The organism is Serratia odorifera (assembly GCF_041448735.1).
Classification (GTDB): Bacteria; Pseudomonadota; Gammaproteobacteria; order Enterobacterales; family Enterobacteriaceae; genus Serratia_F; species Serratia_F odorifera.
The window spans coordinates 264,934-277,685 of the sequence record NZ_JBGMUT010000001.1 but is presented as its reverse complement, the minus strand read 5'-3'; the positions used below and the strand labels follow the sequence as shown (position 1 = coordinate 277,685).

Below are 12,752 nucleotides of genomic sequence, written 5' to 3'. Positions count from 1 at the left end.
TAAGGCTGGATGAGAGTAAAACGAGGCCGCGCCGAGATCTGTCAGAAAGAACTGAAAAGGCCCGACGGTAAGACACCGTCAGGCCGGGGAAATGCCTACTTCGCCCGCGCGAAATACTGCGCTACGCGTTTCACATCGTTCTCATCAAGGGTGCCGGAATCGCTCAGCAAGGTGATCCAGGATTTTATGTAGGTGTATTTGGCCGACGCCAGATCGCGTTGCGCGCTGTACAGTTGCTGCTCGGCGTTGAGCACGTCAACGTTGACACGCTGCCCGGCCAGCACGCTTTTACGCGTGGCCTCCACCTGGGTGGTGGCCGATTTGACCGCCAGCTCATAGGCCGCCAGCTTGGCGCGACTACTGATGCACAAATTAAACTGTTTACGCAAATCGTTGAGCGTGGTGCCTACCTGCGCATCCATCTCGTACATCGCCTGACCATAGCGTGCCGCCGCCTGGCGGGTCGAGGCGGCGACACCGCCGCCCGAATAGATCGGCATGCTGACCTGCACGCCAATGCTGTCGGTGCGGTATTTCTGGTTGACGGTGTTATCGCTGCTGGAGTCATTCTCGGAATGGCTGGCGTAAATCTGTACCTGCGGCATAAAGCCGGCACGACTGCGTTCCACATCGTACTTGGCTGCATCCACCCCATGACGCGAAGCCGCCAGTTCCGGGTTGTTCTGCATGGCAATTTTCTGCCACTCCTCAAACTTGGAGGGGATCAACGGCGCGATCTGGAATTTGCCCGGCCGCAATACCTGTAACTCGTCAAACTGGCTGAGCGGCATGCCGATGATCACTTCCAGTTCCCGCTGCGCCGCGTCCAGCGCGTCGCGCGCTTCGATCTCCTGCGCTTCGGCCAGGCTATAACGCGCCTGCGTTTCGGACAGGTCGGTGACCGTCCCCTCACCGGCAGTCAGCAAACGATCGTTGAGCGCCAGCTGTTCTTTATAGGCCGCCTTTTGCGCTTCTGCCAAGGCAATCTGATCTTTGGCATACGCGACTTCGACGTAAGCGCCAACCACGCGCACCGCCAGATCCATAAATTTGGCACGGTAACGCTCATCAGACATCAGCGTCTGTGCCACGCCGGCTTTATATCGCGCATAGGCCTCGTAATCGAACACCGGCTGGGTCAGCGTCACCGAGCCGGAATAACTGCGATATTGCTGACTGTTGGTGGTCTGGATCGTTTCGCCGGTAAATATATTGCTCTGCGGTTGTTTCACCGTTTGCCAGTTCTTGGGGGCGTTCTGGTAGTTGAATGCCACTTTTGGCAGCAAGCCGGCTCGACCGATATTTTTGTTTTCGTCCCCTGCCTGCTTCTCTTTTAATGCCGCCTGGAAGGTCGGATCCTTATCAAGTGCCAGCGAGTATGCGTCCAAAATCCCTATCGAATAAACCGGCGCAGACATCGCAAACATACAGGCGCTGGCCACCAGGCCAGTCGCCCGCCGTTTAAATCGATTCAAAATTATTCCTCAGTCAATGAAGTATGAGCGCGATCCAAAATAGGTTTAAACAGGTAACTGAGCAGCGAACGCGAACCGGTTTTAACAAACACCTCAACCGGCATACCCGGCTTGATTTCTTCCGCGTTGAGCTTTTTCATCCCTTCCGGCGTCACCGTTACCTGCATCTGGTAATAAGGTTCGCCGTTGGCCTTATCCACCAGTCTGTCGGCGGAAATCAGCGTCACCGAGCCTTCTATTTTCGGGGTTTTGTTCTGATTGAAGGCGGTAAACATCAGATCGACCGGCAAGCCATGATAGACCTTGTCGATCATGTCTACCTTCAAGCGCGCATCCACCACCAGATTGGCCTGGCTTGGCACCACATCCATCAGGTGATCTCCCGCTCCCACGACGCCCCCCTGAGTGAAAATAGTCAAACCGACCACCGTGCCGTCGACCGGTGAGGTGATTGCGGTATTGCCCAGATCGAAGTTCGCCATTTCCAGCTTGTTTCTAAATTCACTGGCGTCCATCTGCGTTTGCGCCAGCTGGGTTCGAACCTCCCGTTGATAATCGGCAAAACGTTGATCCACTTTCTGTTGCGACTCTTGCAGCTGTTTCTGCAGTTGACCAATGCGTCCCAAGGTCTCATCGATGCTGCCATTGACTTCGGCAAACTGGCGCTGCACTTCCAGATAGCGGTTGCGCGGCAGATAGCCGTCTGCCGCCAGCTGTTTCATGCTGTTCATCTGCTCGCGCAGGCTGGCAAGCTGGATGTTTTTATTGACCTTGGAATCCTGCAACCCTTTCAACTGGAAGCGCATGCCATCCATCGATTGTTTATAACCATCAATTTCGCTTTGCAGGCCGAGGCGACGTGAATGGAACAGCTGGTTTTGCAGCGCAATGATTTCCGCTACCCGCGGCTGCGTTTGCAACTGCAGCAGTACCGGTGAAAAGGTGACTTTATCCAGCCCATCGCGTTCGGCCAGCAGTCTGCCCTCCGTCGCCAGGGTGGTGTAATACTGATCGCGCAGTGAATCAACCTGCGCCTGCGCCTGTACCTGGCTCAGCTGTACCAATACTTCGCCGGCCTTGACCTTGTCGCCTTCTTTTACCGCGATGTTTTTGATGATACCGCTGGCCGGCGCCTGCACCGTTTTGCGGTTACCGGACACGATCACCGAGCCTGGTGACGCCACGCCTTTGTCCAACGGCGCGAAGGCCGCCCAGGCGAAGAAGCCAAACAGCCCCACGCCCACCACCAGCCACCCCATGCGGGTAAAACGACGTTCATCCTGCGGGATCTGCTGTGAATACGAGTCCTGCGGCTCGCCAATTTGCATAGACATACCAACTCCTTTGACTGCAGGCGGCCATGACAGCACCGCCAGGCAAGTTCACAACTAATTTGTTTGAGTTTTTGGGAAGTTGCCTTCATCCGTCGGTGTATTCACCGCGCGCACCGCCTGTTGGCTAGCCTGGGCTTTCTGCGCATTGGTCAACGCCTGCAATACCTGTTGCGTTGGACCAAACGCATTGACCACGCCATTGGTCAGCAGTAACAGTTTGCTGGTCATCGACAGTAAATTGGTGCGGTGCGTAATCAGGATCACGGTTTTATTGCGCTGTTTGAGGAACAGAATTGCCTGGTTCAAGGCTTTCTCGCCGGCGTCGTCCAGATTGGAGTTCGGCTCGTCGAGCACCACCAGCGACGGATCGCCATATAAGGCCCGCGCCAGCCCGATACGCTGTTTCTGGCCGCCGGACAGGCCGGCTCCGCCGTTACCGATAATCGAGTCATAGCCTTTCGGGAAGCGCAAAATGAGTTCATGCACGCCGGCCAGTTTGGCCGCCTCGATGACCTTTTCGGAGTCCACTTCGTTAAAGCGGGCGATGTTCTCGGCAATGGTGCCGGCGAACAGCTCGATATCCTGTGGCAGATAGCCGATGTACGGCCCCAGTTCGTCCTTGTTCCATTGATAAATGTCGGCATTGTCCAGGCGGACAATACCTTCGCTGACCGGCCAGATACCGACCAGCAAACGCGCCAGCGTCGACTTGCCCGATGCACTCGGGCCGATAATCCCCAACACGTCGCCGGGCTGCAGCGCAAAGCTCACGTTGTGCAACACCGCTTCGACCTTGGATCCCGGCGGAGCGGCGGTAACGCCCTCGACCGACAGTACCCCTTCCGGACGCGGCAGCGACATGCCGGTTCCGCGCTGCGGATGCTCATCCAGCAACTTGACCAGACGGCCATAGGACAGTTTGGCGGCGCTCCAGCTCTTCCAGACGTTAATCACCTGTTCAATCGGCGCCAGGGTTCGCCCCATCAGAATCGAACCGGCGATCATCATCCCCGGCGTGATGTGACCGTCGATCGCCAACCATCCCCCGAGCCCCAGCACCAGCGACTGCAACGAAAGACGGACGAATTTGGTTACCGAGGTCACTCTGGCAGCGCGTTCGCTGGCCACACGTTGACTATTGAGGAACCGCTGATGCAGACCAAACCAACGACGCTTTAAATTCGGCAACATGCCCAACGCTTCGATCACTTCCGCATTGCGCAAATTGGTGCTCGCCAGACTGCCGGACATGATGGACAGTTTGCTGGCCTCCCCCAACGGCTTTTTCGACACCATTTCGTTAATCACCGCCAGCGCGATCAACAGCAGCGATCCGACCAGGGCAAAAAGTCCCAACCACGGATTGAAGAGGAAAATCACCAGCAGGTAGATCGGAAACCAGGGCGCATCAAAAAACGCAAATAAGGCGCTACCGGTGAGAAATTGACGCAACGTAGTCAGATCGCCCAGCATTTGCCCGGCGTCGGACGAGCCGTTTTTAAGATTTGATTCGTATGCTGCGGTGTAGATACGCGTATTGAGGCGCATATCCAGTTGGCTGCCGATGCGGATCACCACCATGCTGCGCACGTATTCCAGCATGGCCATCATGCCGAACAACCCCAGCATGATCAGCGTTAACATCAGCAAAGTGATTTCATTACGCGAAGGAAGAACCCTGTCATATACCTGAAGCATGTAAACAGAAGGAACGAGCATTAATAAATTTATAAATGCAGTAAATATACCAACGGTCCAAAAAACTTTACTGCGTGTGCGTATAACATCCGCAATCTCATTGCGCGGTATGAATTGGTTCACTTTTTATCCTTACTTCACCTACGCTGCCAGTCAAATCCACAGTGATACGTACTAAGGAAAATCTTAATACGCTCATCATCCCAACCCTGCTCAAGACTACAGCGGCTTTTTCATTAACTATAGTTAGACAATCCGAGTTTCGGCAAGATAACAACGAAAAAAAAATCATCGCAGAGAGAATAAATAACAATATGAATCTTATAGGGTTTCTTAGATAAACAGACAGGCAAAAAGCATAACATCAGTTACTATAGGGTTAGTGCGGTGAAGAATCGTTCACTTTGCCTAATGTCACCAAATTGAATCATTAGAATACTAATAATAAACAATAATTTTTGGAAATATAACCCTATAATAACTCTGTTAAAAAGATTTTTGCCTTTCTCTGGTCAGCGCCATTTCCGCCGAATAAAAAAGCTTAGCTCTCCATCGAATAATTAAAAAAATAAAAATAATCCGACCATCTTGACAAAAATCGCTTTCACTCCTTTGCTTAAACGGTGAAAACAGAATTGCCATTAATGCGTCTTTTTTAACATTTGGCCGTTTTCGCGTGCATGCACATTTATTTGGATTGCGGGTCCTGTGATTTATTAAACAGGCCTGCTGCTTAATATGCTTAGGTTTTTCAGCTCTGGTTATATCTAAAGGGGTAACGTATGGCCACATTAGTCACACAGCAAACAACTGCTGCCTTTTTCCTGGCGATTTCCGGGAAGAATATTGATAAAGCAGGGTTAGACTATTTTTCGCAAAAGGTTGAAACCAATGCACTTTCTTTAGAGCAACTTGCTCAGAAATTCATTGCCGGTACGGCTGCCTATGCCGGGCGCAGCACCAGCGAGATTGTGACCTCCATTTACACCAACGTTCACGGCAGTGCACCAAGCGGCACCGTGCTGGCCGAACTGTTGGCTAACGGTGCAACATCCGCCTCTGCGGTAAGTTCCATCATCGGTGATTTAATTGGCTATCAGGGCTTTGACGCCACCACACTGGCTCAGCAAAGCGCCTTTGAAACCAAAGTTGAGCAGTCTCTGTTCCCGGTTGCCAGCGCAGCGGCTTCCGCTGGTGCCGCTGACGTTCAGGGGATCTTCCACGTTGTCGGTCTGACGCAAACCCAGGAAGGCGTCAACTACTGGGGTACCGTGCTGGCGAACGGCGCTAAAACGCTGGCTGACATCGCGCAAAGTTTCGTCAACAACAGTCCGCTGAATGGCGTGTCCGATAGCGCATTCATCACCGCGCTGTTCCAGAATGCCTATGAACGTGCCCCAACCAGCGCCGAGCTGGCCTCTTATCAAGAGACAATTAACGGTGGCGCTAGCCGCGGTGACGTGGTGGCGCAGGTAATCGGTGCACTGAAAGATACCGTAGCCGCCGGTGATACCGTAGCTCAGCAACACTTCCAGGCGGCGACGCACGTATGGCAGCCGGGTGAATTGCCAGCGTTGAACTTCCAGGAGCAGGTCGCAGCCGCGTTCCTGAGTATTCCTGGCCGCGGCGTTGACGCTGCAGGTCTGGATACCTGGAGTAAAACGCTGTACAGCGGCGATACGTTTGCACAAATGATCACTACGCTGCTCAATTCTGCCGAATCGCAGAAGAAAGGCGCACAGCTGACCGGGGATGATTTTGTCCAGCACGTTTACACGCTGGTGCATGGTACTGCGGCCAATGCTACCCAGTTGGCACAATACAGTGGTCTGGGCGATAAAACCGCGATCACTCAGGCCATCATCAACGATCTGCGTACCTCGACCGCCACCGATGCCACCACCGTGACCCAGCAGCATGCGTTTGAAGCGGATATCGGTGCCAGCCTGCTGTACAAAACTGCGGCAGCGCTGTCGGCAACCACTGCCGGCGGCAACGCGACCGGCACGGTAAATACCGGTGCCAGCCATGTGCTGAGCAACGCTGAAACTGCCGTTTTGACTGACGTAGTGTTAAACGCCAACGCCGCCAGCGCGGTTAACCTGAAGTTCGCCGATAATCTGGCTAACCTGACCATCAACGGCAGCAGCGCCGCCACCGTCAGCCTGTCCGATAATGGCGTAAGCGCAGGGGTCGCCGTCACCGTGAATAACGGCAACGTAATCCTTAACGGTAGCTCTGGCGAGGATCATGTGCTGCTCACCAGCGAAGCCAACGTGGCTAGCGGCACCGGTGACTTTAACCTTGGCGCAGGCAACGAATCGTTGAAATGGGCAGGCAACGCCGCCACCGGTGCAGCCAACACCGTCGGTAGCGGCATTAGCGCTAACGGTGGTGACGGTATCGACACCATTTCTGCCAACTTTATCACCAAGAACGTCGCCATCACCGGCACCCTACTGCGCACCGCAACCATTACGTCCAACTCTTCGCAGTTCAGCAACTTTGAAAAAGTGGATCTGGCCGGTTATATCGGCAAGGCAACGGTTACCGGCGGCACTTCTACCGCGGCAAACCATACCTTCGACTTCGGCGTACTGACCGGTAATGCCACTACCGAGTCCAGCACCTCTGTTTCGACCACCAACCAGGCGGCGACCTCAACCGTCGGTTCACAGGGCTTCGTGCTCTCCGGTCTGGCCGATCAGGTCAAGGTGATCAACGCCGCTGGCGGTAACTCCGCGCAGTTGGAAGTCACCGGTAACGCTACCTCTGCCAGCGATGTGGCGATCGCCTTCCGCCAGAACGCTACCGATCACTTTAACGTCAACTTCACCGCTGAAAGCAATACCGACATCAATGCCGGTTCGCTGAGCCTGAGCAGCAGCAGTTCCCTGCTGGCTGGTACCGCCCTGCGTACGGTGAATATTTCTTCCGGCGGGACCGGTGATTTTGACAACGTTCTGGCACTGACGGGCACCAACGATCAGGTACAAACCATCAACGTGTCTGGCGATCATACGCTTGATTTGAACCTGGGCAGTGGCTTTACCGACGTACGTACCATCAACGCTTCTACCAACACCGGCGGGCTGAACCTTGATTCGGCACACGGCGGTACCGGTGACGGCCTGATCGTGCAGCTGTTGAACGCCCTGCCATTGAGCGCGGTCACCACCACATTGTTGGCGCCAGTACTGACAGCGCTGGGCTTGAACGGTTATCAGTTGAACGTAACGGGTACCGGGACTGCAGACAGCTTCGACATTGCTGCCAACACCAGCGTTACCGGTGGTGCCGGCGCCAACACCTATGAACTGAAATCCAGTACTTCAGCCGCAGGTGTGACCATCAATGACTTCAGCAGTGCGAAGGACAACATCGTTGACGGGCTGTCCGGCCTGAAAATCTCCAATGATGAGTCTGGCACCGCAATTGCGGACTACGGCACACGTTCGTCCGACGTGCTGGATGGTATTCTGGGGACATTGCTGGGTGGGGTGGTGGGTTCTGCGGCCGGCCTGCTGGGCGGCATCCTCGGGCTGGGCAACAGCAACTCGTTGACCGCGAAAGTGGGTGTGGCGTCGGTGGTATTTGATGGCTTGAATACCGATTCCTATCTGATCGTCGACAACAACGATAACGGTACGCTGGATAATGCTGACTCGGTAATCTACCTGACCGACCAGAATCACCAGAACCTGCTGGATACGCTGCACTACGCACCACAGGTTGCACTGAACGGCATCGCCGATGCCGGTGCCAGTGCTGACCTGGTAGCCGCGTAATCTGCTATCGACAATCAAGACGCCAATCAGCCGATTGACGTCAATAAAAAAGCCCGGGCAATGATTGTCCGGGCTTTTTCTTAGGTCATGCAATTTAACTAGGTTACCGTTACCAAGGTGAGGCGATTGGGGAATCTGAACGCACCATGACCGGCACATCTCCCTCCGGTGTCGCCTTATTGCCCCGTACTTCTTTGAGCGGCGTTACCGGCGCCTGCTGCGACTGGTCACTGCTGACGAGGCTGCGCAACGTCGAGGCAATGCCCTCATCAGGCTGCTTTACCGGTTTCTCTTGCCAAAACAGCATTGCATGTTGCTGATTGTTTTTGAGCTGGATGGTGATTTTTCCGTCCTGCGAAACCTGGTATTTATCAACCGAATATGAACGCACAACGTCCGAGACACGCTTAAACGCCAACATCGACGGTTTCGGCTGGCCATTGCGCGTTAACAAGCCAAAACGATGTTCGTTAATCTTGGGATTATCGCCATCGTCCAGCAGATCGTACCACCAGACACCTTTGATATACGGGCGCGACTTGGCCAGGAAGGTGTACTTGACTATGTATTGCGCAGCAGCATCTTTCGATATCCCGCCCTTCCCTGAATAGGTCGGCACGCCAATTTCGGTAATGTAGATCGGCACCGGACGTCCGGCCGCTTTTGCCAGTACCGCCTGGAACTTGTCCACGACGCCAAGGTTCCCCTCGGGGGTGCGCCAGGCGTAATTGTCGTTACCGTATGAATAAGGGTGAATGGAGACGCCATCAACGTATTTTAATACGTCAAGCTTGAGGATCTTGTTGAACCAGGCCGGATCGCGCGTCCCGGTTGGATTCGCCGAACCGGTCATGATGATGGCGTCCGGGTCGGCTTTGCGAATTGCCGCCGCCGTTTTTTTCACCAGCGCCACAAATACTTCCGGCGCTGGCGGATTACGCGGCTTCGGTTTTATCGCCGTCGCATTGGTCCATTCGTTCCATATTTCGTAATATTTGATCTTCCCTTTATATTTACTCGCCGTCCAATAGGCGTAGTTGGCGAAAGCGTCCATCGCCTCAGGCGTGGTCGGATAACCTGACGGATCGTACAGCTTGTTGCCGTAAGCCAATACCAGCAATCCATTCAGACCATATTTTGCATGGCCGTCATTAAAAGCCTTATCAGACTTTTGCATATTCCCTGTCACCACGTACTGACCTTTCTTTTGCTCTAAACCGCTCCAGGGAAAATCAGCACGATAGGAAGTAAAGCCATAACGCTTTACCAGTTCCAGATAATTGTCCGGATCCTTCGGATACCAGCGAAAATGTGTATGGACTCCGACTTCAAAAGCAGCCGCGCTGCTGCTGTAAAAAAGTGACAAGAGCGTAAAACCGACAACGGATAGCGCTCTCTTACCATGATTGGTTTTTAGCTTACGGCTTGCAATCGTCAGCATCTGACCTCCAGCTGTAGATAAAGAGTTAACTGCCTGAGAACCCAAAAGACAGGAGTTTATTTCGCCGTATGTAAAAATAGAGCCAATATGATCAATACGCTGATTTATTAATAAAGCCTTTGAATATCGTCAAAAACACGATTTTGATATCCAGCCAGACGCTCCAGTTACGGATATAGTCCAGATCGAACTCAACGCGCTTTTGCATTTTTTCCAGGGTGTCGGTTTCACCGCGCCAGCCGTTGATTTGCGCCCAGCCGGTAATCCCCGGTTTCATTTTATGTCGCAGCATGTAACCCTTGATCAATTTACGATACTGCTCATTATGTGCAACGGCGTGCGGGCGTGGCCCAACGATCGACATGTCACCCTTCAGCACGTTAACGAACTGCGGTAACTCGTCGAGGGAAGTACGACGTAAAAATGCCCCTACCGGCGTCAAGCGTGAATCGCCCTTGGTTGCCTGCACCACCTTGTCGCCGTCTTCCATTACCGTCATCGAGCGGAACTTCCACACTTCAATCGCTTTGCCGTCCATACCGTAACGACGCTGTTTAAAGATAATCGGCCCGGCAGAGGTGAATTTGACCATCGCCGCCAACAGCAGCAACACCGGAGAAATAAACAGCAGGATAAACACCGAAAGCAAAATATCCTCAACGCGTTTAATTAACTGGTTAATCCCACTCATTGGCGTATCAAACAGCGACACCACCGGCACGCCATTAATTTCTTCAGAGCGTGATTGCAGAATATTAAAGGTGAAGATATCGGGGATCAGCATGACGGAACAGGTGGTATCCGACAGTTCAGCCACGGTATCTTTGATCAGCTTTTCCTGCTCCATGGACATGGCGATATAAATACGGTCAATACGCCCACACTTGGCGTCTTCCACCAGTTGATTCAGATCGCCCCGTTTTTCTACCGATGTCTCGATTGGCGCACTGCTATTGTCGTAGATGCCAAGGACTTTGAATCCCATCCAGTGGGCATCGCGCAACGTTTCAGCCAGGCGAATACCGACCGGCATCGAGCCCATGATGGCAACGTTACGGGTATTGAAGCCGATATTGCGCATATAGCTCAAGCCAAGGCGAATAATGCTTCGAGTAATTACCAGACCGCAGCTAACGATTAAATACCACTGGATATAAACAATATACTCATTGTGGAACGGACTCAGCAGCGCCACCACCCCGGAGGTCAATAACAGACTCAGGGTCCAGTTTTGCAAAATAAGCTGCACTTCCAGACCCGCGCGAACGCCACGCCAGGAACGATAGAAATCCGTTATTCCACCGATCATCTGGAAAATAACGATCGAAATCAGCACCATGACCCAGTGCTGCATAATAAAATCTGCGCCAGAGAGCAAACAGGATAAATAGAGGCCTGCAAAGATGATGAAAATATCTGAAAAGCGCTGAATCATTGAGGTCAATGAAGCATTGGTATGCAATGCGCCTCGACGGAAGCCGTTCATAGATAACTGCCTATTCACTATCATAGTATAGATGCCTTTTGTTAGTTTCCTTTGGTACCTATATCACTTCATTTTGCTGGGCCGGCATCTACCGGACCCAGCTAAAGAATATAGCGGAAACGCAGAGATTAACTGCGCAGCAAGGCGAGTATTTCTTCTGTTTTTTCTTGCATCAACGCAGGGTTAGCTCTTGATTCTACATTCAAACGCACCACCGGTTCCGTGTTGGAACTACGCAGATTGAAACGCCAGTCGGCAAATTCCAGACTGATGCCATCGGTCGTATCGTAAACCAGCGCTTCTGGCTGATAACGCTTCAACACGCGATCAATGGCCTTCGCCGGGTCAGCCAATTTACTGTTGATTTCGCCCGACGCCGGATAGGCTGCCATGCGGTCTTTCACCAGCTGACCGAGCGACTGTTTTTTGGTGCACAACAGTTCGGCAATCAACAGCCATGGAATCATGCCGCTGTCGCAATAGGAGAATTCACGGAAGTAATGGTGAGCGCTCATTTCCCCGCCATACACCGCATCCTCTTTGCGCATGCGTTCTTTAATGAACGCATGACCGGTTTTGGACATCACCGGGACGCCGCCAGCCTGAGTGACTACATCAATGGTATTCCAGCTCAAGCGCGGATCATGGATAATCTTGGCGCCAGCCTCTTTCTCGAGGAAGGCTTCGGCCAACAGGCCAACGATATAGTAGCCTTCGATAAACCCACCCTGCTCATCAAACAGGAAGCAGCGGTCAAAGTCACCGTCGAACGCGATGCCCATATCGGCCTGGTGCTCACGCACCGCCTGCGCGGTATCTTCCCGGCATTCAGGCAGCAGCGGGTTGGGAATACCGTTCGGGAAATTGCCGTCCGGCTGATGGTGCACCTTGATAAACTCGATCGGCACGCCTTTTTGCTGCAATTTGCGCTCGATGGCGTCGATCACATGGCCGGCCGCGCCGTTACCCGAGTTCACCACCAGTTTCAACGGGGAAAAGTTCGCGGTGTCAACATAGCCCAACAGGTGATCGATATAGTCTTGCTCGATGGAGATCTGCTTGTATTCGCCGCGTTTTGACGGATCTACCGGGGCGAAATTGTTTTGTTCCGCCAGATGCTGGATATCACGCAGCCCGGTATCACCGCTAATAGGCTGCGCTTTGCTGCGAACCAGCTTCATGCCGTTATAATCCATCGGGTTGTGGCTGGCGGTAACTTCAACGCCGCCGTCAACCCCCAGGTGGAAGGTGGCAAAATAGACTTCTTCCGTGCCGCTGACGCCGATATCGAGAATATCCACGCCGGAATCACGCAGGCCATCCGCCAGAGCCAGCTTCAACTCTTCGCTGGTCAGGCGAACGTCCCCACCGACCACCACGGTTTTCGGCTTGAGGAATTCCCCATATGCTCGCCCGATGCGATAGGCAATATCGCTATTCAGTTCTTCGCCCAATTTCCCACGAATATCGTAAGCTTTAAAACAGTTCAATGATTGTGACATGTTGACGTCCTTACCAATAAATATTGCA

General features: G+C 53.2%; 7 protein-coding genes. 1 reads left to right on the top strand and 6 read right to left on the bottom strand.

The features are described 5' to 3' along the window. Nucleotides 1-95 precede the first annotated feature (95 nt). From ACCC84_RS01300 to ACCC84_RS01290, 3 genes are read right to left on the bottom strand one after another with little or no spacing between them, the layout of a single operon-like run. Nucleotides 96-1,427, bottom strand: a complete 1,332-nt coding sequence (locus ACCC84_RS01300; protein WP_198772852.1) for a TolC family outer membrane protein — start codon at nucleotides 1,425-1,427, stop codon at nucleotides 96-98. Between the two features lie 50 nt (nucleotides 1,428-1,477). After that, nucleotides 1,478-2,809, bottom strand: coding sequence for an HlyD family type I secretion periplasmic adaptor subunit (locus tag ACCC84_RS01295; protein WP_004965232.1), 1,332 nt, complete (start codon nucleotides 2,807-2,809; stop codon nucleotides 1,478-1,480). A 54-nt stretch (nucleotides 2,810-2,863) separates the two neighbouring features. Continuing rightward, on the bottom strand, nucleotides 2,864-4,630 hold the full coding sequence (locus ACCC84_RS01290; RefSeq protein ID WP_039992294.1) for a type I secretion system permease/ATPase: 1,767 nt from the start codon (nucleotides 4,628-4,630) through the stop codon (nucleotides 2,864-2,866). 659 nt (nucleotides 4,631-5,289) lie between these two features. On the opposite strand from ACCC84_RS01290, the gene ACCC84_RS01285 reads away from it, so the two are divergent. Continuing rightward, complete coding sequence (locus ACCC84_RS01285) at nucleotides 5,290-8,295, top strand: DUF4214 domain-containing protein (protein WP_004965237.1); 3,006 nt, start codon at nucleotides 5,290-5,292, stop codon at nucleotides 8,293-8,295. A 109-nt stretch (nucleotides 8,296-8,404) separates the two neighbouring features. Here ACCC84_RS01285 and ACCC84_RS01280 read toward each other — a convergent pair whose 3' ends face one another. The 3 genes from ACCC84_RS01280 to cpsG form a co-directional block, all read right to left on the bottom strand. Then, nucleotides 8,405-9,736, bottom strand: coding sequence for a cellulase family glycosylhydrolase (locus ACCC84_RS01280; protein WP_004965239.1), 1,332 nt, complete (start codon nucleotides 9,734-9,736; stop codon nucleotides 8,405-8,407). A 91-nt stretch (nucleotides 9,737-9,827) separates the two neighbouring features. Continuing rightward, nucleotides 9,828-11,222: an undecaprenyl-phosphate glucose phosphotransferase gene (gene wcaJ, locus ACCC84_RS01275; protein ID WP_039992295.1), complete on the bottom strand. Its 1,395-nt coding sequence runs from the start codon at nucleotides 11,220-11,222 to the stop codon at nucleotides 9,828-9,830. 128 nt (nucleotides 11,223-11,350) lie between these two features. Beyond that, nucleotides 11,351-12,724, bottom strand: a complete 1,374-nt coding sequence (gene cpsG / locus ACCC84_RS01270) for a phosphomannomutase CpsG (RefSeq protein ID WP_039992296.1) — start codon at nucleotides 12,722-12,724, stop codon at nucleotides 11,351-11,353. Between the last annotated feature and the right edge of the window lie 28 nt (nucleotides 12,725-12,752).

Coding starts and splice junctions, on each gene's coding strand:
- ACCC84_RS01300 (WP_198772852.1), bottom strand. CDS start 1,427: ATGTTTGCGATGTCTGCGCCGGTTTATTCGATAGGGATTTTGGACGCA.
- ACCC84_RS01295 (WP_004965232.1), bottom strand. CDS start 2,809: ATGTCTATGCAAATTGGCGAGCCGCAGGACTCGTATTCACAGCAGATC.
- wcaJ (WP_039992295.1), bottom strand. CDS start 11,222: ATGAACGGCTTCCGTCGAGGCGCATTGCATACCAATGCTTCATTGACC.
- cpsG (WP_039992296.1), bottom strand. CDS start 12,724: ATGTCACAATCATTGAACTGTTTTAAAGCTTACGATATTCGTGGGAAA.
- ACCC84_RS01280 (WP_004965239.1), bottom strand. CDS start 9,736: ATGCTGACGATTGCAAGCCGTAAGCTAAAAACCAATCATGGTAAGAGA.
- ACCC84_RS01285 (WP_004965237.1), top strand. CDS start 5,290: ATGGCCACATTAGTCACACAGCAAACAACTGCTGCCTTTTTCCTGGCG.